The sequence below is a fragment of the Vreelandella sp. 21 genome, from assembly GCF_050995515.1.
Classification (GTDB): Bacteria; Pseudomonadota; Gammaproteobacteria; order Pseudomonadales; family Halomonadaceae; genus Vreelandella; species Vreelandella alkaliphila.
Window position 1 is genome coordinate 673,674 of sequence record NZ_CP194673.1, and the last position, 25,323, is coordinate 698,996.

At 53.6% G+C, this 25,323-nt stretch carries 19 protein-coding genes and 1 tRNA gene; 13 read left to right on the top strand and 7 right to left on the bottom strand.

Annotated elements, in window-relative coordinates:
* Positions 1 to 28 precede the first annotated feature (28 nt).
* Complete coding sequence (trmJ, locus tag ACN06F_RS03145) at positions 29 to 772, bottom strand: tRNA (cytosine(32)/uridine(32)-2'-O)-methyltransferase TrmJ (protein ID WP_433924640.1); 744 nt, start codon at positions 770 to 772, stop codon at positions 29 to 31.
* 142 nt (positions 773 to 914) lie between these two features.
* Between trmJ and ACN06F_RS03150 the strand changes: the two genes are divergently transcribed.
* Positions 915 to 1,709, top strand: a complete 795-nt coding sequence (locus ACN06F_RS03150) for an inositol monophosphatase family protein (protein WP_038481476.1) — start codon at positions 915 to 917, stop codon at positions 1,707 to 1,709.
* A gap of 119 nt (positions 1,710 to 1,828) precedes the next feature.
* On the opposite strand, the gene secF is transcribed toward ACN06F_RS03150, so the two are convergent.
* From secF to queA, 5 genes are all read right to left on the bottom strand, one after another.
* Positions 1,829 to 2,755: a protein translocase subunit SecF gene (gene secF, locus ACN06F_RS03155; protein WP_038481479.1), complete on the bottom strand. Its 927-nt coding sequence runs from the start codon at positions 2,753 to 2,755 to the stop codon at positions 1,829 to 1,831.
* Between the two features lie 78 nt (positions 2,756 to 2,833).
* A complete protein-coding gene (gene secD, locus ACN06F_RS03160; protein ID WP_433924641.1) occupies positions 2,834 to 4,687 on the bottom strand; it encodes a protein translocase subunit SecD in 1,854 nt (617 codons plus the stop codon).
* A gap of 135 nt (positions 4,688 to 4,822) precedes the next feature.
* The gene (yajC, locus tag ACN06F_RS03165; protein ID WP_038481485.1) at positions 4,823 to 5,149 is read right to left on the bottom strand and encodes a preprotein translocase subunit YajC; all 327 of its coding nucleotides are present in this window, start codon (positions 5,147 to 5,149) and stop codon (positions 4,823 to 4,825) included.
* A gap of 71 nt (positions 5,150 to 5,220) precedes the next feature.
* Positions 5,221 to 6,339, bottom strand: coding sequence for a tRNA guanosine(34) transglycosylase Tgt (gene tgt / locus ACN06F_RS03170; protein ID WP_038481489.1), 1,119 nt, complete (start codon positions 6,337 to 6,339; stop codon positions 5,221 to 5,223).
* A 64-nt stretch (positions 6,340 to 6,403) separates the two neighbouring features.
* Positions 6,404 to 7,435, bottom strand: coding sequence for a tRNA preQ1(34) S-adenosylmethionine ribosyltransferase-isomerase QueA (gene queA, locus ACN06F_RS03175; protein WP_038481492.1), 1,032 nt, complete (start codon positions 7,433 to 7,435; stop codon positions 6,404 to 6,406).
* Between the two features lie 113 nt (positions 7,436 to 7,548).
* Between queA and ACN06F_RS03180 the strand changes: the two genes are divergently transcribed.
* A tRNA-Leu gene (locus ACN06F_RS03180) sits at positions 7,549 to 7,635 on the top strand.
* Positions 7,636 to 7,783: 148 nt separating this feature from the next.
* Here ACN06F_RS03180 and ACN06F_RS03185 read toward each other — a convergent pair.
* Positions 7,784 to 8,767 carry an MBL fold metallo-hydrolase gene (locus ACN06F_RS03185; protein ID WP_433924642.1) on the bottom strand — a complete coding sequence of 328 codons (984 nt, stop codon included), beginning with the start codon at positions 8,765 to 8,767 and terminating at the stop codon, positions 7,784 to 7,786.
* A 109-nt stretch (positions 8,768 to 8,876) separates the two neighbouring features.
* Here ACN06F_RS03185 and ACN06F_RS03190 point away from each other — a divergent pair, with 109 nt between their 5' ends.
* From ACN06F_RS03190 to ACN06F_RS03240, 11 genes are all read left to right on the top strand, one after another.
* On the top strand, positions 8,877 to 9,800 hold the full coding sequence (locus ACN06F_RS03190) for a LysR family transcriptional regulator (RefSeq protein WP_176472059.1): 924 nt from the start codon (positions 8,877 to 8,879) through the stop codon (positions 9,798 to 9,800).
* A 391-nt stretch (positions 9,801 to 10,191) separates the two neighbouring features.
* Complete coding sequence (locus tag ACN06F_RS03195; protein ID WP_433924643.1) at positions 10,192 to 16,647, top strand: calcium-binding protein; 6,456 nt, start codon at positions 10,192 to 10,194, stop codon at positions 16,645 to 16,647.
* A 196-nt stretch (positions 16,648 to 16,843) separates the two neighbouring features.
* Complete coding sequence (locus ACN06F_RS03200; RefSeq protein WP_038481501.1) at positions 16,844 to 17,611, top strand: helix-turn-helix transcriptional regulator; 768 nt, start codon at positions 16,844 to 16,846, stop codon at positions 17,609 to 17,611.
* Between the two features lie 130 nt (positions 17,612 to 17,741).
* Positions 17,742 to 18,098 (top strand): RidA family protein, encoded by a 357-nt coding sequence (locus tag ACN06F_RS03205; protein ID WP_095602695.1) that lies wholly within the window; start codon positions 17,742 to 17,744, stop codon positions 18,096 to 18,098.
* A gap of 1 nt (position 18,099) precedes the next feature.
* Positions 18,100 to 19,035, top strand: coding sequence for an ornithine cyclodeaminase family protein (locus ACN06F_RS03210; RefSeq protein ID WP_095602694.1), 936 nt, complete (start codon positions 18,100 to 18,102; stop codon positions 19,033 to 19,035).
* 174 nt (positions 19,036 to 19,209) lie between these two features.
* Positions 19,210 to 20,283, top strand: a complete 1,074-nt coding sequence (gene dctP, locus ACN06F_RS03215) for a TRAP transporter substrate-binding protein DctP (RefSeq protein WP_038481511.1) — start codon at positions 19,210 to 19,212, stop codon at positions 20,281 to 20,283.
* Between the two features lie 57 nt (positions 20,284 to 20,340).
* Positions 20,341 to 20,886 carry a TRAP transporter small permease gene (locus tag ACN06F_RS03220; RefSeq protein WP_038481514.1) on the top strand — a complete coding sequence of 182 codons (546 nt, stop codon included), beginning with the start codon at positions 20,341 to 20,343 and terminating at the stop codon, positions 20,884 to 20,886.
* On the top strand, positions 20,883 to 22,157 hold the full coding sequence (locus ACN06F_RS03225) for a TRAP transporter large permease (protein WP_433924644.1): 1,275 nt from the start codon (positions 20,883 to 20,885) through the stop codon (positions 22,155 to 22,157). Before ACN06F_RS03220 ends, ACN06F_RS03225 begins: the two co-directional genes overlap by 4 nt.
* A gap of 18 nt (positions 22,158 to 22,175) precedes the next feature.
* A complete protein-coding gene (locus ACN06F_RS03230; protein WP_433924645.1) occupies positions 22,176 to 23,225 on the top strand; it encodes a histone deacetylase family protein in 1,050 nt (349 codons plus the stop codon).
* 10 nt (positions 23,226 to 23,235) lie between these two features.
* Positions 23,236 to 24,342, top strand: coding sequence for a class II histone deacetylase (locus ACN06F_RS03235; protein WP_095602691.1), 1,107 nt, complete (start codon positions 23,236 to 23,238; stop codon positions 24,340 to 24,342).
* A complete protein-coding gene (locus tag ACN06F_RS03240; protein ID WP_433924646.1) occupies positions 24,339 to 25,295 on the top strand; it encodes a branched-chain amino acid transaminase in 957 nt (318 codons plus the stop codon). The genes ACN06F_RS03235 and ACN06F_RS03240 overlap by 4 nt, the downstream gene beginning before the upstream one ends.
* Positions 25,296 to 25,323: the final 28 nt, after the last annotated feature.

Here is a 25,323-nt window from a genome sequence, read left to right on the forward strand (position 1 = left end):
GCCATTGCCGCTCAACCGGCATGCCAAGCTATGGCTGCCGTTGGTCCGCTGCTTTTTCCGTTGCCGAAAGAATGCCACGCAGAATATTCATCTCCATTTTTTCAGGACGAGCACGTAGGTACAGGCGACGCAATCTCGCCATCAGTTGGCGCGGCTGTGCGGGGTCATGAAACTCAATGGCTATCAGCGTGCGCTCCAAGTGCTCAAAGTAGCGCTCTAGTTCGGCATGGGTAGCCAGCGCATCATCCGTCTCTTCAGCGGTGGCGCTATCCTGTTGGGTTAGCCATGCCATACGGCACTCATAGGCAATCACCTGAACGGCAGCGGCCAGATTTAGCGAGCTGAAATCTGCATTGGTGGGAATATGCACGTGGGCATGGCAACGCTGCAGCTCGGCATTGGTTAAGCCGCTGTCCTCGCGGCCAAACACCAGCGCGACACGTGCATTGTCGGGCTGGCATTCGCTGGGCAAGCGCTCTGCTAGCTCGCGTGGGGAAATCATTGGCCAGGGCAGCGTGCGCGAACGAGCGCTAGCGCCCACGGCAAGCGTGCAGTCAGCAACGGCGTCTTCAAGAGAGGCGTGGACTTTTGCCTGATGAAGCAGGTGGTCGGCTCCCGAGGCGCGGGAAATGCTGTCTTGGGTAATCACTTCACAGCGCGGCGCCACCAGGGCTAAATCTGCTAAGCCCATGTTGTGCATGGCGCGGGCGACGCCGCCAATATTACCAGGATGGCTAGTGCCAATAAGAACAATACGGATGCGCTCAAGCATAATGGGCTCGGTAATCAAGTACGGAAAACGCGCAGTTTAGCATGAGTCGATAGCATGCCCGAGGGGGCTCTGTTAGAATTGCACGCCAAAGCAGTCCTGCCACTGCCTCCGTTCTTTAACATCACTGTGACAAGGCCCGATCATGAATCCTATGGTCCAATTTACGCTGCGCGCTGCGCGTGGCGCTGTTGAACACTTTTTACGTGTTCGTGAACGCATTGAAAATGCTCACGATGAATTTAACCTCGACCGCTTGCTAGAAGACACCGCTCGCAAAGCAGAGGCCACCATTGTTCAGCAGCTGCAGCGTGGGTATCCCCTGCACGGCTTCAGTGGCCGCTATACGCCTCATAAAGCGGGTGAAGGCGAAGGCGCTGATATCGTCTGGAAAATTGAACCAATGCACGGCTATTCCAATTTAGCGGTGGCAGGTAAGGGCTTTGCTCTCTCAGTGGTGTGTCTCGTCAAAGATCGCCCCGAACACGCGGTAATTATCTGTCCGTTTTCTGACGATGAGTATATCGCCAGCCGCGGCCGCGGTGCTCAGCACAACGATAAGCGCATGCGTGTAAGCAAACCTACCGCCATTAGCGGTACGCGGATAGCGATGAGCCTGCCAGAAACCTGGTTGCGCCCAAGTCATTTGCCCGCTTACCTGACCATTACTCAGCAATTAGCCCCCCAAGTGGAAGCCATGTTGGCATCTGGCAGCGGCCTGCTGGATATTTGCGAGCTTGCCTGTGGGCGTGTGGACAGTGTTTTTGTACTGGGCCTTGAAGAGCAGGATATGCAGGTGGGAACGCTATTGCTGAAAGAGGCCGGTGCGTTGATGGGCACGCCTGACGGCAAGCCGACAGTGAACGCTGAAGGTCAACTGATGGCCGCTGGCCCGCGTCTGTACAAAGCCTTGATTAAACAATTGGCACCGCATTTTTAAGTTCGTAAAAGTGGTAAGTGGCAAAAGCGATTGATACAGTCTGCTCGATGACCACGCATTAAAAAGGCTCTGTCGATTTTATCGGCAGAGCCTTTTTGTTGCGGATTACTTTTGCTGGTTTACGGTAGCTCTTCTTCCTCTTCATCCGTCTCTTTCTTGGTGGGGATAAGGTCTTCCCGTGAAAGCTTGAGCGGAATCAGTAACGCACCTGAGATATAAATTGATGAGAACGTACCCACCACGATGCCAATTAACAGCGCAATAGCGAAGTTCTCGATCATGTCGCCGCCTAATAGCAGCAGCGCCAGCAATACCAGCACCGTAGTACCAGAGGTGGCGAGCGTGCGGGACAGGGTGGCATTGATCGCTTCGTTGAAGATTTGCGGCATATCATCAATACGCGATGTTCGAATAGTCTCGCGGATACGGTCATAGACAACAATCGTATCGTTTAGCGAGTAGCCGATAACGGCCAAAATCGCTGCCAGAACCGTTAGATCGAACTCCAACTTGAACAGCGCGAAGACGCCAACAACAATGATGACATCGTGCAGCAAGGCTAGCAGGGCACCAAGAGCAAACTTGTATTGAAAGCGGAAGGCAACGTAAAGCATCACCACGCCCAATGCCACTAGAAGGCCTAAGCCGCTTTGGTCGCGAAGTTGGTCGCCTACCTGTGCACCGACAAACTCGGCCCGCACAAGATTAACGCTATCGCCATTGGCACGTAGCAGACTGACAACGTCGTTACCGACATCCGCATCGAACGCCTGTTGAATGCGGATAAGTATTTCTGTTGATGCGCCAAACGTTTGCACCGACACGTCTTGGAAACCACTGTCTTCGAGCAATTGGCGAATCGCGTCTAAGGAAGGGACTGCGCCGTAGCGCACTTCCACCAGGGTGCCGCCGGTGAAGTCCAGTCCGAGATTTAGCTGCTGAAAAATAATCGCGCCAATCGAGATGATTAGCATCAAGGCAGAGACGATAAACGCAAGGTTGCGCCGCCCCATAAAGTCGATTCGCAGTTGTGATAGGGGTTTCATTACCACCTCTTAAATTCTGGGCTAAGCACGTGGTTCAGATCCATGCTTTTCAAATCTATGCCATTTAGATCCATGTGTTTAAATCCACAGCTTTTTGACGGGCTTGCTGCCATAGGTCAGGTTGACCATGGCGCGCGTTACCAGTAGTGCCGTGAACATGGATGTCAAAATGCCAATGGAGAGCGTAACGGCAAATCCTTTCACTGGGCCGGTACCGATCGAGAACAGAATCACCGCTACCAGCAGCGTGGTGATGTTGGCATCCACGATAGAAGTGAAAGCGCGCTCGTAGCCCGCATGGATTGCTTGCTGAATCGACAAACCGTTGCGTAATTCTTCGCGTATGCGCTCGAATATCAGCACGTTGGCATCAACTGCCATGCCCAGCGTCAGCACAATCCCGGCAATGCCTGGTAGTGTTAACGTAGCGCCCAGCATCGACATAACCGCGACGAGCAGCGTTAGGTTTAGCGCTAGGGCGATGTTGGCAAATACCCCAAACACTTTGTAGCGCACCAGCATAAACAGCACGACCAGTAACAAGCCGATTTGTACCGATAGCAGGCCACGCTCAATGTTTTCGGCACCCAGGCTTGGTCCAATAGTACGTTCCTGGACAAAGTAGATAGGGGCGGCCAGTGAACCAGAGCGGAGCAGAAGGGCAAGCTCAGCAGCTTCAGTCGGTGAGTCTAAGCCGGTAATGCGGAAGCTATTGCCCAGTGCGCTTTGGATGGTGGCAAGGCTGATCAAGCCGCGTTCGACGTAGGGCTCGCGAATAATCGTTTCTTCGCCCGTTTCGGGGTCGATTTCTACGCGATCTTCGCTTTTATGTTCAATGAACAATACCGCCATATTGCGACCGATGTTGGTTCGCGTGGCGCGGTTCATTAACGTGCCGCCGGTGCCGTCCAAGTTAATATTGACCTGTGGGCGACCATTTTCATCAAAGCTATTGCTGGCACTGGATACGCTATCACCGGTAATAATGACATCGCGCATCAGCTCTGCCGAGCGTGCTGGGTCGTTACGGAATTCTAGACGTTCGGTTTCTGTTTCAGGCGTGTCGTTGCGAGCTTCCAGGCGAAACTCTAGGTTTGCCGTTGCACCCACAATGCGCTTTGCAGCCACGGTATCTTGAACGCCGGGCAGTTCAACCACGATTTGACTAGGTCCTTGGCGTTGAACCATCGGCTCAGCGACGCCCAGCTCGTTTACGCGGTTGCGTAGCGTGGTTAAGTTTTGATTGATCGCATAGTCCTGAATCTCGTTGACCGTTTGGTCGCTGAGCGTCATGACTAGGTTGGAAGCACGACCATCGCCTTCATTGCTGTATTCAAAATTAGGGAAGTCGCGGCTAATCAAGCGCCGGGCAGTATCGCGGTCTTCTGCACTGCCAAAGCCGATTGAAAGTGAACGCTCGTCGATGGTGGTATTGCGATAGCGAATGCGCTCCCCACGTAGCAGTTCACGCATGGCGCTGGCATTCACTTCCAAGCGCTGGGTAAGGGCGGCATCCATATCTACTTCGAGTAAGAAGTGCACGCCTCCACGTAAATCGAGGCCCAGTGTCATGGGAGATGCGGAAAAGGCTTGCAGCCAACCAGGGGTGGCGTCAGCGAGGTTGAGTGCGACAGTCGCGTCACTACCCAATACATCTGCGGCAATATCGCGGGCGTCTAGCTGATCATCATCACTCTGAAGGCGAATCAGCCATTGGCCATTCGTTTCTTCAATGGCTTTAATGCCGATATCGCTATCAATGAGCGCTTCTTCAACGCGGGATATTTGCCGTTCATCCAGCGAATCGCCCTGGGCATCGCTAACCTGGATGGCGGGATCTGCGGGGAATAAATTGGGAAGCGAATAGATAAGGCCAACCACCAGGACGACCAGTATCAGCAGATACTTCCACAGGGGGTAACGGTTGAGCATGCAAGCCCTGCCTTCAATTACAAACGGAATTGCTGTGCACGGACAGACCGCGCACAGCAAAGTTCACCATCGTGGCTACCATGTCACCCCTGCCGGGGTGGCTGGCACTGGATCGGCAGGGGGGAGATGCAGGCGTTAGATGGACTTAATAGTGCCTTTAGGAAGTACGGCAGCAACGGCATTTTTCTGCACGTTAACTTCGGTGCCTTCAGAAACTTCCAGCGTTAGGAACTCATCACTAACTTTGGTAACACGACCAACAAGACCGCCACCGATGACGACTTCATCGCCTTTGGCCAAGCCAGTAACCAGCTGTTTGTGCTGCTTAGCGCGCTTTGCCTGGGGGCGCCACAGCAGGAAGTAAAAAATCAGCACAAAACCAACCAGCATGACAATTTGCGCGATGCCACCGCCGGCAGCGGCTTCTTGGGCATGGGCTGGTGAGATGAAGAAATCCAGCATTGCAGAGAACTCCTGGGTTAGAAAACTCAATGGGTGAACCGATTAAACCACCCGCCAATGGCGGATGGCGATTAATTCGCTAGGGGAGGCACTGGCAGGCCGCGCTGGGCATAAAAGCCTTCCACAAAGGTCGTCAATGTACCCGCTTCGATTGCCGCGCGCAAATCAGCCATTACCCGCTGGTAGTAGCGTAAGTTATGGATGGTATTGAGCATGGAACCCAGCATTTCGTTACAACGATCCAGGTGGTGCAAGTAGCCCCGTGAGAAATTCTTACAGGTATAGCAGTCACACTCGGCATCAAGCGGTTGGGTATCGAAGCGGTGCTTGGCGTTACGGATCTTGACCGTACCCTCTGAGGTAAACAGGTGGCCGTTGCGCGCATTACGGGTAGGCATCACGCAATCGAACATGTCGACACCGCGACGTACGCCCTCTACCAAGTCTTCTGGTTTGCCAACGCCCATCAGGTAGCGAGGGGTGTCGTCCGGCATCCACGTCGGTAGATAATCAAGCACCTTGATCATCTCTTCTTTGGGTTCGCCTACCGACAGACCGCCAATGGCCAAGCCATCAAAGCCAATCTCGAGCAGCCCTTTTAGTGAGCGTTCGCGAAGTTCAGGGTGCATGCCGCCTTGAATAATGCCGAACAGCGCTGAAGGTGAGTTACCATGAGCATCGCGTGAGCGTTTCGCCCAACGTAGCGAAAGCTCCATGGATTTTTCGGCTTCTTCAAAGGTGGCTGGGTACGGTGTGCACTCGTCGAAGATCATCACCACGTCAGAGCCCAGTGAGCGCTGCACGGCCATGGATTCTTCCGGCCCCATGAACACCTTGCTGCCATCAACCGGTGAACGGAAGTGAACGCCTTGCTCGGTAATTTTGCGCATTTCGCCTAAGGAAAAAACCTGAAAACCGCCGGAATCGGTCAGGATAGGTTTGTCCCATTGGGCAAAATCATGCAAGTCGCCATGGGCTTCAATTACGTCGGTGCCTGGGCGCAGCCATAGGTGAAAGGTGTTGCCGAGAATGATTTCTGCGCCAATCTCTTTCACGGAGTCTGGTGTCATGCCCTTCACCGTGCCGTAGGTACCCACCGGCATAAAGGCCGGGGTTTCGACAGTGCCGCGGGGGAAGTGCAGGCGCCCCCGGCGCGCACGGCCATCGTCGGCTAGGCGCTCAAAGCGCATAAAACATTCGTTTCGCATCTAAATAACTCGTCAATAATCGGTTAAGGCGCTGGACGTATCGTGTTTAGCGGGTCAGCAGCATGGCATCGCCATAACTAAAGAACGCGTAGCGCTCGTCAACTGCCGTGCGGTATGCCCGCATCATGTGGTCATAGCCGGCAAATGCAGAGACCAGCATCAACAGGGTCGACTCGGGCAGGTGGAAATTAGTTATCAGAGCATCCACACAGCGCCATTCGTAGCCAGGGTAGATAAAGATATCGGTGTCGCCGCTGTAGGGGGCGATCTGGCCGTCGCTACTTTTCAGGCAAGCGCTTTCTAAGCAGCGCACGCTGGTAGTGCCGACGGCAATGACCCGTTTCCCCGCAGCCTGAGTGTCACGCACTTGTTGACAGGCGGTCTCAGACACCTCAATCCACTCGCTATGCATATGGTGTTCAAGGATGTTGTCGACGCGTACTGGCTGAAAGGTGCCAGCGCCGACGTGCAAGGTCACAAAGGCACTGTTAACGCCTTTCTCGGCCAGGGCATCCAGCAACGGTTGGTCAAAGTGAAGCCCCGCGGTAGGCGCTGCTACTGCACCGTCGCGGCGGGCATACACGGTTTGATAGCGTTCCCGATCACTCAGCTCATCGTCACGGGTGATATAGGGCGGCAGTGGCATATGGCCGTGCTTTTCAAGCAGCGCAATCATTGGTGTGTCGCCTAAAAAGCGCAGCTCAAACAGTGCATCGCGGCGGCCTTCAACCACCGCATGAATGTCGCCTTCAAAGATCAGCTCGGTGCCTGGCTTGGGCGATTTGCTCGAACGAATATGCGCCAAACCACGGTGGCTATCCAACGGGCGCTCCAGCAGCATTTCTACTTTACCGCCGCTAGCTTTGTGGCCGTGCAGGCGTGCTGGAATGACGCGCGTGTCATTGAATACCAGCAAGTCGCCGGGTTCGAGTAGTTCAAGTAAATCAGGAAACCGGCGATGCTCAAGCGCGCCGCTCTGGCCATCCACGCATAGCAAACGGCAGTCGCTGCGCTGCTCAGAAGGGTAGCGAGCAATTAGCTCGTCGGGTAGCTCGAAATGAAAATCCGCGCGCTGCATGGAAATGGCTCTTATCAGTGGTCAAACAGGCGGCATAGGATAGCGCTTTAGATAGATAAAGTCAGTCAATGTGATTGACCTGTGAGATTATCTACGTATAATGCGCAGCCATTGCCGGTGTGGCGGAATTGGTAGACGCAGCGGATTCAAAATCCGCCGCCTTTACGGGTGTGCCAGTTCGAGTCTGGCCACCGGCACCAAATTCAAGGGCTTAGCGATTTATCGCTAAGCTCTTTTTTGTGTCTGTTTACCGTTGTGGTTAGGGCATGATCGCAATTATTTAGCAGTGACCGCATTGCCCAGCGCCGTCCAATCGTTTGTCGTGCATGGGCAAATAATGGCTATAGATCAGACGTCTGCGCGATAATTGACGGGCACCCAGTCAAACATCGTGCTGTCTTCGACCACGTATCCGATGCCTGGGAATGCGATATGGCAACCAGCTACCATGTACCTCTCCGCTACCGCTTCGGCAAAGGCCGCTTCGCGAGTGATGACAGCCTGGTCCGGGTCAACATCAAAGGCAATCGCCACGCCTGGTTCGTCGAATTGAATGACATCGCCATGCGTGATATCGCCCCAATAGACGAATTTTTCGCCTTTGCTTTCAAACCATAAGGCACTGTGACCAGGGGTATGGCCTGGACGATGGGTTGAAGTAATCACGCCTGGAATGGCTGGCATATCCGTGTCGTAGGTTCTAAGCGTGTCGCTGTCGATATAGGGCTTGGTTGACGAGACCGCCTGATCAAAGAACTGCTTGGCGTCGTCTGGGGCCTTGTCACGATTTTCGGCACTAAGCCAATACTCCGCATCCAGTTTTGGTACATGGACCATCGCGTTGGCAAACACTTTGTTGCCATTCAGGACAAGTCCACCGACATGGTCGGGGTGAATGTGGGTAATCACCACATCATCGATCTGATCGGGATGATAGCCCGATGCGATGATATTGTTTGTCAGTTTGCCCAAGGCTGGGCCCATCAGATCACCGGTCCCTGCATCCAGAAGAATCAGCCGATCACCGAAATTCAGCAGATAGGCATTAACTGACAGATGGGTTGGCGTGCCTTGAAACGCATTGGCAAGTGCTGTGCGAGCCTGTTCGGGGGGGATATTCAGGTAAAGGTCGGCGATCGGAAACAGGCCCGTACCATCCGAGAGTGCGGTGACTTCGACATCACCCACCATTAAGCGGTAATAGCCTGGCGCCTGCGTGCCAACTAGCGGTGCACTGGCTGCAGCGTGTAATGGGATGAAAACGGTGCTGGCGGCTGCACCAACGGCCATAGCAGCAAGCGAACCTTTAAGCATATCTCTGCGTGACAGCATAAAAACACCCTCTCTCAATCAATCAACAGGCCAGAATTCAACCGGCGGTTTGTAACGCCATGAGGAAAAGGTATATTCCCATTGGTCAGCAATCAAATCGATGCCAATCATGGGTAATATTGATCATTTCAATTTACGCTCCTTCGACCTCAATCTTATGGTCGCGTTTGACGCAATGATGCAAGAGCTGAGTGTCACCAAATCTGCCGAGAAACTCCGTATTGGTCAGTCGGCAATGAGCCATAATTTATCGACACTGCGGATGTTATTGCAGGACGATCTTTTCGTTCGTGTCGGGCAGAAAATGCAGCCAACGGCCAAAGCTCGAGCGCTGGCTGGGCCGGTGCGAGTAGCTTTGACGCAGGCGCAAAATGCGCTTCAGTCATCGGATAGTTTTGAGCCGCAAACAGCAGACCGGATTTTTCGGGTGGGCATTGCCGGTGAAATGGAGATGGTTCTGCTGCCTGCCTTGATGGATCGGTTGCAATCAACGGCACCGGGAGTTCGACTGCTAAGTCGCGCGATTACGGTCGAAACAGTGGATATGATGATGGATTCGGGCGAAATTGATTTGGCTATTGGCTGTAAACAGTCTCGTCATCTAGGAGAGGTCCTGTTCGAATCCAACGTAGCATGCTGCTTTAATGCCGATCTCTGTCGATTGGTTCCGCCATTATCGCGTGACGATTATCTTGGCGCACGGCATGCTGTTCTGTCCCAGACGGCAAATGTCGCGGGCTGTGTTGGTGATGCTTTGGAGGCATTGGGAATGGAGCTCAATGTCATTTTAGCGGCGCCTGATTTTATGCCGCTGCTTGCTGCAGCACGCAATGCACCTGTCGTGGCAACAGTGCCTAGAAGGATTGCCGTGCAGTATGCACCGTTATTCGGGCTGGCATTTTGTGAAATGCCGATTTCGCTTAATTTCCCACCGGTAACTATGAATTGGGCGATATGGACGGATAAGGATGTCGGACTGAGTTGGTTGCGAGATCAAATCAGGTTAGTGATTGATGATATCTCGCGGGGGTAATTGGCCAGTGGTGCATAGTAATTCCTGAATACAGCTCCCATTGAAAAGCCGACATTAGCTTCCCCAAAAGCATATCGCAGCGGGCTGAGTGCTAATGAGGGGGGCAAGTCTGCTTTTTACGATCTTTTTTCATCTGGCCGTTCTTTTCGGCTGATTCCATTGCGTGCTACCGCGTTTCAGTGGTGGCGATGCGTCTAATGCTCTGTTACCGCTATATAACCAGCCTTTTTCAGGGTTTGGCTAACACTTCTTTGTGGAATACTTAGGCCTATTTTTCTAATGCGCCTGATGCACACGGTGTGTGCATCAGGCGCGTGGGCGATGAACGCCAACTGGATATAAAAACGATTAGGCGCCAAGCGCCTGCGAACTTTTAGTGGAGAAGTGCTCAATGGCGATATCATCAGTCGATATTCTTAAGTCGACCCAGCCTGGTGTGATGAACGGCCACTTGCTCAATGGCGTCAGGGTGAGTTCAGTGGGCTCCCAGGGCGACTGGCAAGCGTTCGCTGACACCCAAGAGGGTGTGGCGCGCATAGAAATACCGACTGATCCGCAGGCACGCCTTGCTTTCGTTCGCCGTTGGATGGCGAAAAACCAAAAAGTGTTGAAGCGTGGTGGAATGGCGGCAACGCTAGTACTGCCGCTGATGGCTCAGCAGGCGATGGCTGATGACATGGTCGCTGTTAATGACCTGCAAGGGGTTGATGAGGTTATTCGCCAGCCTAATGGCAGCCTGACATTGGTAATGGATAACGGCCAACGTATTTATCTAGCGGCTGCGGATGTTGAGCTTGAAGGTGGCCGTGTGGTGGTCGACATCACAGCGCTTATGGAAAAGTTAGATGCCGACAGCGGTCTGCTTGTGCCATTAAGCCAGTTGCCCAATGTGCAGACCTGGGAGCTGTTGCCCGATGGTAATGTAATGATTACCCGCGCAGATGGCTCGCTGTTACTCGTGGAGCGTGGCGCCGTGGTTCAACAGGGTGATCTTTTGTTAATCAGCCCGAGCAGTGCGTTGCAGCAAGGTGTGGCAGAAAGCACTGACTTTGGCACGCTGCTCTTTGTGCCTAGTGCGTCTTTTTCACCTAGCGTTAGCGGCAGCGAAACCACGCCAAGTAATGCAAATGCCACAAGCGGTAGCAGCACCCCAGTTAGCTCTTTTGGTGATATTCCACCCTGGCTTTACCTCGGTGGTGGGGCGTTGGCGTTAGGTGCGGCCGCAGCAGGTGGCGGCGGCGGCGGGGGAGGTGGTGATTCCTCAACACCGCCTGCACCAGAACCAACTACGACCAGCGGCTATGTGATTGATGGCTATATTGCTGGTGCCACCGTTACTCGTGCCGTTAACGCTAATCAAGTGGAAACCGACAATAGCGGTTTCTTCAGTGGCCTGCAGGGCAGCGGTATCTTGACGGCCACAGGTGGCGTTGATATTGCCACTGGGCTGCCGTTCAACGGGGTGTTGCGAGCGCCAGAAGATGCCACGGTGATCACGCCGTTGACCACCATGATGGTTCAGTTATCGGCGCAGTTCGATATTAACGACGCCACATCACAAAGTGTCATTAAAACTGCATTGGGATTAGATGAACGCATTGATTTGCTGACTACCGATCCACTGGGCGATCAATCCGCTAGCGTTGAGTTGCTTGTCGCGGGTGTTAAGGTTGCTGGCTTGCTAGCGATGGCCGACAGTGCGGGCATTAGCAGTAGCGACGCGCTTTCACTACTTGCCAACGCACTCAATCAAGCCAATGAAGCGGGGCGTGAGCTGACCAATCAGCAAATGGCTGATGCATTAGGGCTGCCTTCTATTGCCGGTCAGGTAAAACAAGCGCTAGACGCTATTGATAACGCCGGGGCAGACGTTAATCTTGATGCTTATCGGGACGGCGACAGCAATCCACTTCGCGATGCTCAACAAGCGGTTCAAAACCCCAACAGCGATCTTTCTAATACGATTGATGTTCGCGCTGATCTTCCTTATCTCACGCTTCAAACCGCGGTTAATCTTGCGCAAAAAGGAGACTTGCCCTCTCAGTACTTGATCAACCCTGATCAGGGGTTCTCTGCGGGTACGTTGGGATTGACCGTTGCCGCCGACCGCTTGGCGCTGGTGGAGAAGATCTTAGCAGGTGATTACGATGTTGGAACGGCGCCTATCGAGCTTTCCGACATTTACACTTGGTCAATTCGCGCTAGCGTCGAAGATGTGTTGGTGACTGGCGGTTTGGAGCGCCCCGCCGTTTTAGGTGCTGAGCGCGTTACGCTAACGGATGAAACGATCCGGCCGGACCAGTTTGCAGATTTGAATACGCTGGATAACTTTGTACTTGGCAGCACGGTGGTGCCTTACACGCTTGAAGAGGCGCTGAAAACGGCAGAAATGCCCGCAAACTACACGTTAGATCCAGAAACGCCGTTTGTTAATAATGAATTAAGCCTGCGTGAAGCGGCAGAGCTTATTGATGAAACACGGCTGTTAACGGATCGCGCGCTGAACACTGGGGATGATGGTTTAACACGTGAGATGTTGTTGAACTGGACCATCCTCGATAGTTTTGACAACGTGATAAACGCTTCCAGTGCTGACCCGCAGCTTAATGAGGCCCGCCGTGTCAGTGTCACAGAAGCCGTCATTACGCCAGAGCAATTTAAGCAGCTCGATGCGCTGAGCAATTTCGAGCTAGGTGCCACAGAAGTAGGCTATACGCTTGCACAAGCTCTTGATGCAGCACCGCTGGCCAGCAACTACATCATTGATCTCGATGCTCCTCTTAATGTCGGTACCGTGACCGTCGCACAAGCCGCTTCAGCCTTTGCCGATGTTTCGCGTGTTTTGGAAGGTGCCAACAATCAACCGCCACTGACGCTATTTCAATGGGCCGTCAGTGATAGTGCTAGTGCCATTATTGCGGATATCAACGATGGCCACGTCGCTGGCGCTAACCCCGTCACGATTAGTGATCGTGCGATAACCGTTGATGAGTTTGACCAGCTTAATACGCTGGATAACTTCCAGCTAGGCGACACCGTTGTAGGCTACACCCTGGCACAAGCAATCGCTGCTGACGTGCTTGCCGATAACTACGAAATCGCCCAACAGCCGCCCTTTAATGCGGGCAGTGTTAGTGTGTTGGAAGCAGAAGATACGCTCGCGACCGTAGAAAACATTCTGGCGAATGCGCTGAACCCAGAAACGCCCAATGTCGATCAACTCTTCAACTGGACAGTGCTTGATACGGTTGACGCTATTTTGGAGGCAGGTGATGTTGCCCATTTACTGCGTGCCAATGCCGTCAACGTTAGCGATGGTGCGATTACCCTGGCGCAGTATGAGGCTCTAACAGGGCTTCAGAGCAATTACGTACGCAGCGGAGAAACCGTTGAGTACACCCTTTCAAGCGCCATTGCTGCTGACGATAGTGATTCGCTGCTCAATAATTATGCGATCAATCTAGAGGCGATTCGTGAGGCTGGCGAAGTCACCGTGGAAGACGCACGTGACGCGTATGCCCAGGTCGTCGAGTTGGCGGAAAATGCTGAAAATAGTGCTGAACTGAGCGAAAATCTGCCGTTTAGCTGGGAAGTGGTCGATAACGCCAATACTATCATTGGTGATATTGCTGAAGATCACGTGATGTTGGCGGATCAGGTGCGTGTCGCCAATGTAGGAATTAATCAATCCCAGTACGAACGCTTGGCCATGTTAGAAAACTTTGAACTGGCCGCCACGGTTGTTCGCTATACCTTAGAAGGGGCTATCAGTACCGACATTGAACTGGCGGACAACTATCAAATTGCACCAGATGTTTACAGCCCAGGAGAGCTCAGCGTTGCTGGTGCTAGTTCTGAGCTTGCTCGTGTTGAAGACATAATAAGCGGCGCCAATAACGCCGATGGGCTAGACGCTGACGAGCTATTCAACTGGGTGATTAATGATACTGCTGAGGCGATTTTAGCCGTTGAGCAAGGTGCATTGCATATCGCCCTTGCTGACGAACTTCGTGTCACCGACCCAACGATTAGCATCGGCGAATACAATGCGCTGTTAGCGATTGAAAGCGATAACGCTGGGTATCAGCGCGGCGACGAGCAGGTGGAGTACACGCTAGCACAGGCGTTTAGCGTCGATATCGACGATGTCGTGGCTAATTACATCATCAGTACTGGCGCGTTATTTGCCCCGCAGCCATTGACTGCACAGTCTGCTATTAATGATCTGGCCGCTGTGCGCCAACTGCTAGATAACGCCGAAAACGCGCCGAACCTCGGCAGCGTTTATACCTGGAGCGTGCTTGATAGCTACACTAATATTCAGGCGCAGTTAAGGGCTAATCTCCCTGAAGGGTTGCAGCTTGCGGATACCATTCAAGTCACTAACCCCACCTTAACCGCAGCACAATATGAGCGTTTGGATACGACGCTGAACAACTTTAGCTTAGGTGATACGACCGCAGTAACCTATGCCGATATTAGCGATGCGCTGCGTGCCGAAGAGGCCGATCTGCTCGCACCAGCAGGGCGTTTTAGTCTGCTAGATGACACGACAGCCAGGGTGGAAACCTTAACTGTCGTAGACTCCGCCGACACCTTGGCAAATATCCGCACGGTATTGGAAGCGGCTAACGGTCTTGAAAATAACAATGAAACCGTTCAAACCCTGTTTGACTGGACGGTAAGCGACACAGCTGACAACGTTATTCGTGCGATCAATCAGGGCCACGTAACGTTGGCTGGCAATGTCACGATTACGGATGATCAAATCACCTACGCGCAATATCAGTCGTTGACGACCCTAGGTAACTATCAGTATGCCGATGACCCCATTGAAGTGCTGTATACCCTAGAAGAAGCATTAGAGATCATTGACGAAGAGGGTGTTGAAAGTCTCAATAAAGATCCAAGCGATAACAGTGTGGGTTATCGCATTGCTGATGAAGAGCTGTCCGTGGGTACCTTCACCGCTGCTGACGTTAAACCGTTGGTGGATAAAGCGCTATCTGCACTGGCAAATGCCAATGGGCCCACGCCAGCAGTAAATGCACTACTGAAATGGACGGTTGTTGATACGGCAGCTGCCTTGCTAGAGGCTCAGGCTGGCACTGAATTCCCGTTGCATATCACTGGCGCAGAGCAGGTATCAGTTAATAACGACATTCTAGCGATTGCTGATTTACAGCGTTTACAACGGTTAGATAATTTTGAGCTTGGCGATACGCCCGTGCGATTTATCTTAACCAGTAACTTAACGCTGAATCAGATTGAAAGCATTGCCAATAGCTATGAAATCTCCCCAAACAGTGGTGAGCTACCCAATTTCTCACTTGCTACGGTTGCTGATGCACAAGCCCGATATCAGTCGGTTCAGGCAATTGTCGATGGTGCGCTAAACAGCCGTGATGTCAGTGTGGAAGTGCTGCAAACGTGGAGTATTACCAGGGCTCAGGCGGATGATTTATTAGCGGCGAGTGATGAAGCGTGGGTAACGGGCGCTACTACTATCAGCTTGGAGTTGGGAACTGATGAGCTCCTGAGCGCCGAGCAGTACGAGGCGTTTGTCGCGCTAGGCAATGTGACGCTCGATAGCGTGGAAGTGGGTTACTCCTTACAAGAAGCGGTTGCCGTAATAAATGCCGGAGAGGTATTGCCTGCCAGCACCGATGAGCGCCCGGGTAGCTACCAAGTGCTGGCTGACCAGCTTTTTGATGCCTCCTCGTTAACCGTCGCGGAAGGTGAGCAACTGCTAGCCACCGTCGCCTCCATTATGGCAGGTGCCAACAATGCCGCTGAGCTGGACCGCGAAACGTTGCTGAACTGGGTGGTGGAAGATAGTGTCCAGCAGCTCATGGACGCTATCGATAGTGACGTACTATTAGCGGCGAGCAGTGTACGCGTCAATACTGATGAGATCGGTTATCAAGATTTTGAAGTGCTCAGCGAGCTAAAGAACTTTGACCAAACAGGGCTAACGGTGTCTTACCCCCTAGCGGATCTGGTACAGCGCTCTATCAGCGGGGGAAGCATCCCTGAAAATTACGCGTTAGAGACCGATCAAAGCGCATTTTTTGATGCTGGATTGTTGGATGTTCGCGCGGCGAAGGAGCTATTTGATACCGCCAGTACACTGCTGGACGGCGCGGTAAATAACGACGTGCCTCTCTCCTCGCTAACCTCATGGGTAGTGCAGGATACCTACAGCAATATCTACACCCTTAATGTCGCAGGCAATGGTGGGGTTCCTGCTGATTTTCTAGTCGATGATGCCGCAAGCATTGTCGTCATTGATGACCCGCTTAACAGTGACGATGAGCAGGATCTGAATATTGCCTTTACGGTCAATGGCTACGAGCATCAGCCGGGTGCTGAAGTCGGAGGAAGCATTGATCAACTTGCCCAAACCTTTACGGTGGATGGTCAGCCTGGTGGCGAGGTGATGAGCATCACCGACTTCCGCGTCGGTGATGTGCCAGGTGCTGACGAGTTACGCGTTGACCTGACCGCCGATGAGTTCGCAGCACTGCGCGGCGAGGGGACTGGGCTTGTGATCAGCGAAGAGGTGCAAGCGCTAGACGTTAATGACGCCTTCGCCGTGTTCACGACCGCTGAATTTGAAAGCGGTGTTGATTGGCTTGATCAACTTGGCCTGGAAACCGGTGACGTGGTGTATCTCTTAGCCGGAGATGGCAATACGCCAGACATCGCCGATGATGCGCTGCTGCAGCGTGTGGAAGCACTCTCAAACAGTGCGTTTGATACAGACACGCTAGCGTCGTTCGAGGCTATTAATCTTGGCGACTTTGACAACGTTAACTGGAATACCAATTACAACACGATGACCTAATGACATTGCCAAAGCGGTACTGGACTAGCTTAGCAGCTACCGCTTTTTACAGATCAGCGTAGTTATCTGTAACTAGCCATTAGTTAAATTGCTTTACGCAAAAAGAGAGCGTTAGCCAAGCGTTAGCGTTCTCTCGCTTTTCTATGGTCAGCCGTTTTATAGTGCAATCGTCAACGTAGAACCAAACGGTACGTCCATGGTCCAGTTTGAGCTGCATAACCGTAATTTAGCCCCCGAACAGGTATCCCACTCACACGATTTTCACCAGTTAATTCTGGCAACGTGTGGCGTGACTGAGCTTGCTATGGAAGGGCAGAGCGAGCGTGTCACGGCACGCCGTGGCTGCTTGATCCCGTCTTCTCGACACCATGAGTACCAAGGCGATGGCAGTAACCGCACGCTGGTGTTGGACATTCCTGTTAAGCACTTGGCGGTGTTGGAAAAAGGCAGTGAAATCGAGCGGCTATTCGACAAACCACGTTTTTTTACCGTACCTCCGGCGCTTAATCAGCTGACCCATGCCTTAACGAACCAGTTGGAGCAGTGCCCCGCGCTGCAAAATGAAATTGCCGTGCTGCTGCTTCGAGCGCTGTATATGTACCTTCAAGATGAGCCGAAGCAAGTTGCTGACCAGATCGGTGTTCGCTGTATCAGCGAACGGCTTGACCTGGAAAGGCTGGATGCGTGGCTGGATCAGCACTTGGCGGACGATATTCGGGTTGAGCAATTAGCCGCATTATGTGCGCTAAGCCCTGGGCATTTTCATGCCTGTTTTCGTGACCTAACCGGTGTGACGCCATTAGCATATGTTCAGCGCAGACGGCTTGAACACGCTCGTACGCTGGTTCGGCACAGCGCACTAAGCCTTGGCCATATTGCCATGCTGGTTGGCTTCCGCGACCAAGGAAGCTTTTCTCGCGCCTATCGGCGTTACTTTGAGATTGCCCCCTCCTCAGACCGTTAGCTTGGCAAACAGAAATCATTGCTCGATGAGTTACAACACTTACGGGCAAATTTGCCAGAGTTTCGGGCAAGCACGCCGCTCATCATCATCGTAGTCTCAAGAGGAACCTCATTTTCCTTGGAGAGACACCATGAGCGTTACCTATCAAGACAGCAATGCCCGCATGAGCCAAGTCGCGATTCACAACGGCACCGTTTATCTCGCTGGCCAAGTGCCCAGCGATGCAACGGCTGATATGCGTGGCCAGACCGAGCAAGTGCTCGCGCGCATTGACCAACTGTTAGCCCAGGCAGGCACCTCGAAAGAGCAGCTTATCTCGGCGCAAATTTGGGTCACCAGCATGGCCGAGTTTGACCAAATGAATGCTGCTTGGGATGCCTGGGTAGTGCCTGGACGCCCGCCTGTACGTGCAGCGATTGAAGCCAAGCTTGCCAAGCCGGAGTGGAAAGTAGAAATCATGGTTGTTGCTGCGCTGCCGGAGGCTTGATATGCGGGTTGTGTCTGCGGCGGAAGTGGAACGCTATCTAACCTGGGAAGGTTTGATTAAGCGGCTACATACCACCTTTGTGAACGGCGTTGAATCTCCGCCACGCCATCATCACGCGATGCATCGCCCCGACGGTGAAGCCACCATGCTGCTGATGCCTGCCTGGGAGCCAGCAGGCTATATCGGCGTCAAAATGGTCAACGTCTTTCCTCAGAACGCCCAGCACAATATTCCTGCTATTTCAGGGCTGTATTTGCTTAGTGAAGGTAAACACGGCCAACCACTAGCGTGCATTGATGGTAGCGAACTAACGCGCCGCCGCACAGCTGCTGCCTCTGCCTTGGCGGCACAAGCACTAGCCAACGAGGCGGCGGAAACGCTATTGGTGGTGGGAACTGGCAAGTTGGCCCCTATGGTCATTGAAGCCCATGCCAGCATTCGACCAATCAAACGTGTGTTGGTGTGGGGCAGGAACCCTGAAAAGGCTTCTGCTATCGCCGAGGCCTATGCCGACCGATTTGACACCCAGGTCGTTAGTGATCTGCAAGACGCGGTTGTACAGGCTGATATTGTCAGCTGCGTCACGCTCTCCACAGAGCCGCTAATTAAAGGTGAGTGGTTAACACCGGGCACGCATGTTGACCTTATCGGCGCCTTCCGCCCCCAAATGCGCGAAACCGATGCTGAGTGCCTGCGTCGATCTGTCGTATTTGTGGACACCTATGCAGGGGCTAAGGGCGAAGCCGGCGATATTCTTCAGGCAATCGATGAAGGCGCGTTCCGTTTCGAGGATATCAAGGCAGAGCTTGCTGAGGTGCTTGCGGGAACTAAGCCAGGTCGGCGCTCTGCAGAGGCCATCACGCTGTTTAAGTCAGTTGGCGCATCGCTTGAAGACTTAGCCGCGGCCATTGAAGTGTGGGAGGCCATTAACCAGTAGCTAACAGCCAGTAACTAACAGAGAGCCGAGTAGCTAACAGGGAGCCGAGTAGCTAACAGGGAGCCGTCACGTTCGCCTTCTACGGCTTTAACAATAACGATAATAAAACGATCGCTTACGAGTGGAAACGCCAGTCATAACGCAAACCAGCTAATAACCAAAACGAGGTAAGTTATGAAACCTACACAGTCTTTTTTATTCGCTGCCATGGCGGCTCTGCCACTGGCTATTGCCAGTGCCACCGCCCAGGCGCAGTCCTATGAAATGGTCATCGCCACACAGCTTCCAGAGGATATGAAGAATAACGAAATCTATCCTGCCCTGGTGCATTTCAAAAACCTTGTGGAAGCGCGCACCGATGGAGACCTTGAGGTCTCTATTTTTGGTGGTGGTCAGTTAGGTTCTGAAGTAGAAAACGGCTCAGAAGTGCAGGGTGGTCGTACCCTGCAATCGACCATTATGTCAGCGGGTGCAATGTCGTCGTTTTATGGCGACTACCAAGCGGTAACGGCACCCTTCTTGTTTACCAGCTGGCGCCAAGCGTGGAGCTTCTTTGACAGCGAATGGTTTGCTGACTTCATGTCCGGCACCGTTGAAGATGCCAATATGCGCTACTTAGGTACGTTCGATGATGGCGGTGGTTTTGTGGCCTTCACTAACAACGTGCGCTTGATTGAGACCATGGAGGATCTCGAAGGGCTCAATATCCGTACCGAAGAGAACCCCGCTCACGTGGCTATCATGCGCTCACTTGGTGCTTCTGCCACGCCCCTCCCTTGGGGTGAGCTGATTACTGCCCTTGAAACGGGGCTAGCGGATGGCCAGTTCAACGCTCCTGTGCTGAATACCACGTTCAACTTTGATGCGGTAACGGACTACACCACCCTGACAGGGCATGTGTACAACAGTGCCCCTTGGGTCGTCAGTGAATCCTGGTATCAGTCGCTACCGGAAACGCATCAACAGGCGTTAATCAGCTCTGCCCGCGAAGCGATTCAACTGAGCCACGGTATGTCTGGTGCGCTTGCCACCGCCAGTTGGGTAGAGTCCTGCGAACGTTTCGAAGCTTGCTACCTGATGCCTGATGCCGAGCGGGAACGCATGGCAGAGGTTGCCCGACCCGCTTGGAAAGAGTGGATTGTCGATGACTTCGGTATGGATGAAGCCCGTGTGCAGGGGCTACTTGACGAAGTCGAGCGGGTTGGTCAGCAGCTTGCAGATGACGATCTGCGCATTTACGGCCAGTAAGACTTAGCGACGGACAAACGCTGGGGTAGAAAGGCTGCCTCAGCGTGAGGAATCACCATGAGCGTTTTACCCCCGTTACGCCGCCTAAGCGATCACATCAATCAGGCGGCGATTGTGTTGTGCGTTGGCTGTATTTTATCGATGCTGGGTATTTCTTTTACCGCCTTTCTCTACAAGCTGTTTACCGGCAGCACGCTGAGCTGGACGTATTCACTGGCTCGGCTTTTTTTGCCATGGATAGGCTTTCTCTCCATGACCATTTCACTGCGCTATGGCGAGCATGTAGCGATGACGCTGCTAGTGCGTAGCCTGCCCAAAATCATGGTGAAAATAGCGGCGGTGATGTGTCTGGCAGTCCTCGGCTTATTTGCACTCATGCTTACTTGGTATGGCTGGGGCTACTTCACCAACGCGACTCAGGTCTACATGGTGTCGGATCAAATCCGCATTCCTAGCAAAGTGACGGCCATTGTTGTTCCTATCAGTGGCCTGATTATGTTGCTGCATCTCGTTCATGGCTTTGCACTGCTTGAGCACTTTACAAGCGAGCATGAGGTGATCGATGAGCTTCTTGAGAGTTCTGAAGGGGAGACCCGACCATGACGCCTACGATTATTGTATTTGTGCTGTTGCTGTTTATTGGGGCTCCCGTGGCGGTCGTCATGGCCATGTCCGGGCTGGCTGGTGGTTTCTCCCTGGGTGGAGAACGCATGCTCGGCATCATTGCTGACCGAATGTTTTCAGGGGTCTCTGGGTTTCTGTTAATTGCGGTGCCTTATTTTATTTTTACCGCCGAACTAATGAATCAGGGCGGACTAACCCATAAGCTGATTGCGTTTAATAATTCGTTATTTGGCCGTGTTCGTGGTGCACTTTCCCACGTCAATATTTCGGTATCGGTGTTTTTTGCCGGGTTAACCGGTGCCGCTGTTACTGACACCGTGGCAATCGGCAAAATCATGATTCCCGAAATGAAAAAGCAGGGCTACGACGCCGAGTACGCGGCCGCCGTTACGGCGTGTTCATCGATTATTGGGCCGATTATTCCACCCAGTGTGGTGATGGTGGTGTATGCAACGTTGCTGCGTGATATTTCGGTGATCGACCTTTTCGCGGGTGGCATTGTACCTGGGCTGTTGATGGCTTTAGCGCTGCTCGGCGTGAGCTTTTTCCTAGCCTGGAAACGGGGTTATCCCAAACAGGCGCCCACGCCGTTTAAAGTAGCGCTGATGTCGTTTGTGGTTGCGCTGCCTGCCATGGTGGTGCCGCTGATTATTCTGGGTGGCATTCTGTCGGGCTTAACCACCATCACTGAAGCCTCTGGGTTTGCGGCGGTGTATGCCATCGTGATTGGCGTCGTATTTTATCGGAATCTCACTTGGCGAAAAATTTGGGATGCGCTGGTCGTGACCGTACGCTTCTCTGGGGTGGTGTTTTTCTTGCTTGCCACCTCGGCGGTACTGGGCTGGTTTGTAACACGCTCAGGGATTGCCAGAGACGCTGCCGGGCTTATTACCACCTTCAGTGATGCCGCCTTCCTACAGTTAATGCTGGTGTGCTTACTACTGTTGGTGATTGGTACGGTAATGGACGTGTTACCTGCGCTCGTAGTGGTTGCGCCCGTACTTGTGCCAGCCATGATTCAGCTGGGTTTTGACCCGCTGCATTTCGCCATATTGATGATTGTGGTGCTTAACGTTTCCAATGTGACTCCCCCAGTGGGGATGACGCTGATGACGGCGGCCCGAATAGCCGAAGTGCCTTATGAGCGGGCCATTGTGGCATCACTACCATTTTATGTGGCTTTTATTGGCATTATTGTGCTGTTAGCGGCATTTCCAGCGCTTTCAACCTGGATTCCCTCACTACTTTAAAAGGCGGATGTGCAACACATGAAGTGCTTCTACCACCCTGACCAGGACTACCATGCGCCGCCGACCTTTCTGCTGCGTGGACAGCCAGCACCATCACCGGAAGGGCCGGTGCGCGCTGAGCTGCTAAGCAAAGGGTTGGCCGCGGCTGGTTTGAGCCTGACGGCACCTAGTGAAACTGACTCGCCGATGCTGCGTAAACGTCTTGAGCAGATTCATACGCCGCGCTATTTACGCTTTTTGGAAACGATTTATGAGCGTTGGCAAGCACTGCCTAATGCAGCGGCGCTGGTGGCACCGAACGTTCACCCCTGCGGTGGTGCGAGCCACTACCCGAGCCACCCAGTTGGCCAGGCGGGCTGGCATTTGCACGATATGGCCTGCCCATTAAGCGAAACAAGCTTCCAAGGGGCATTAGCCTCGGCTGCGACAGCCGTGGCTGCAGCGGAGGAAGTGATGAGTGGTGCATCGCTCGCCTATCCCCCTCGCGCTTATGCCTTATGCCGCCCACCGGGTCATCACGCGGGGCCGGATAACGCGGGGGGCTTCTGTTTGTTGAATAACGCTGCTCTGGCTGCCAGCGTGCTGCGTGAGAAATTTGCCAAAGTAGCGATCATTGACGTGGATTTGCATCACGGTAACGGTACTCAGGATATTTTCTACTCCCGCGGGGATGTCTGGACTGGCTCTGTACACGTCGACCCAAGCGTTTTTTATCCCTTCTTCTGGGGGGGCGTGGACGAGATAGGGTGCGAAGAGGGTGAAGGTGCCAACGTCAACTTGCCTTTGCCATTGGGCAGTGATGGCGAGACCTATCTTAACGCGGTGGCCACGCTGATTGAGCAACTCAACCGTTACCAGCCAGAGGCGGTCGTGGTGTCTTTGGGGCTGGATGTCCACAAGGATGATCCGCTTGCCGGGTTAAGCGTGGAAACCGAAGCCTTTGTGGCATTGGGTGAGCTGTTGAGCGGTTTGTCGCAGCCCACCGTGGTGATTCAAGAGGGCGGCTATCCGACTGAGCAGCTAAGCGCTAACCTTGCCGCCTTTATGCGCGGTTATCAGAGAAGTTGAGAGACGCTCAATGAGTAAGACAGGGTTTTACTGGCACGAACGCTGCTTTTGGCACGACCAGGGGGCAATTGGTGTTTTTTCTGCTCCCGGTGAATTTCTGCAGCCGCAGCCTGCTTCGGAAAGCCCCGAAAGCAAGCGGCGACTGAAGAATATTCTTGAAGTCAGCGGTCTGATAGATGAACTGAGGGTGGTCAAACCACCCGTTGTCGCGCAGGAAGACCTGCTGCGCTTTCACACCCCACGTTATCTGCAAATGCTTGCGGAAGCCGATGCGAGTGGCGGTGGCAATGGCGGTGACTGCGCGCCCTTTACACCTGGTAGCTGGGCCGCCGCAAGGCACTCCGCGGGGCTTGCCGTCGCAGCGGTAGAGGACGTGGCGCTTGGGCATGTTAATAACGCTTATGCACTTTGCCGCCCTCCGGGGCATCACGCCGAGGCAGATCAGGGGCGTGGTTTCTGTTTGCTGGGTAATATCCCGGTAGCGGTGATGCGTGCCCGAGCCTTGGGGCAAGTGAAGCGGGTAGCGATTCTTGATTGGGACGTGCACCACGGTAATAGCCAGCAGTCGGCGTTTTACGCCGAGCCTGAGGTGTTCACCGTTTCCGTTCACCAAGCCGCGAACTATCCCCTTGATACAGGCAGTTTTGAAGAGCAGGGAGAAGGCGAAGGGCTAGGGGCGAATCTTAACCTACCGCTGCCGCCGGGCTGTGGTTTGGGCGCTTATCGCTATGCGATGGAGTCGCTGGTGTTGCCAGCACTGGAAGCGTTTAACCCAGACTTAATCGTAGTGGCCTGTGGCTATGATGCCTGTGCCAAAGACCCGCTAGGCAAGATGCTGCTCAACAGTGCCGCGTTTGCCGAAATGACCGCACAGCTAAAAGCACTTGCTGCCCGTTGCTGTCAGGGGAAGCTGGTCTTCGTCCATGAAGGTGGTTACTCAGAAGGTTATGTACCGCTATGTGGACATAGCGTTATTCAAACCTTGGCAGGTAGCACCATTAGTGTCCCCGACCCGCAAAACGATGAAATTGCTGCCTGGGGATATCAAGCCTTACAACCGCACCAGCAAGCGCTAATCGACGGCTGGCGCCAACAGTGGGAGCAATTTACGCAATGACACCGCTTTATGATCGCGATGGTTGGATTTGGCAGGATGGTGAATGGCTGGCTTGGCGAGAGGCTAAGGTTCATGTGTTTACCCATACGCTGCACTATGGAATGGGCTGCTTTGAGGGCGTGCGCGCCTATGAAGGGGGGCAAGGAGCGGCACTGTTTCGGGTTGCCGAGCATACCCGCCGCTTAGCAGAAAGCGCCCACTCCTTAGATATTCCGATCGCTTTTAGCGAAGAGGCGCTGATTGAGGCTCAGCAGGAGTGCTTGCGTAAAAATCAGCTGACTAACGCTTATCTTAAGCCAACGGTGTTTCTTGGCGCGGAAGGCCTTGGCCTACGGGCTAAAGGGTTAAGCACCCATGTGATGATTGCTGCCTGGGACCTTGGGCCGTATCTGTCGCCGCAGGCAACCCGCTGTGGGTTACGTGCGCTGACGTCTTCCTGGGCGCGCCACCACGTCAATATCAGCCTGTGCCGTGCCAAGACCAGCGGTCATTATGTGAATTCGATGCTGGCGCTGAATACCGCCGTGAAAGCAGGGTTTGATGAAACCATCATGCTCGACCCGGAAGGCTATGTAGCCGAAGCGTCCGCCGCTAATGTTTTCTTATTGCGCGATGGCGTGCTACACACGCCTGAAGTGACGTCCTGCTTGCAGGGCATCACCCGCGACAGCGTGATCCAGTTAGCCCGCGAGGCGCTGGGCATTGAAGTGCGCGAACGGCGCATCACTCGCGATGAGCTGTATACCGCTGATGAAGCGTTCTTAACCGGTACCGCTGCGGAAATTCTTCCTCTGCGTGAACTGGATGGCCGCCGCATCGGGGTAAGGGCGGGTGCGCCGGCAGTCGACGCGCCGATACCGGACGACAGTGTGACCGCGCGCTTGCAGCGCCTGTATCGCCAAGCGGTGCGTGGCGAGCTGGCCGCGTTCAAGCACTGGTTAACGCCCGCTTAGGTTCATTGCCCGCTATTCGCTAGCGTTT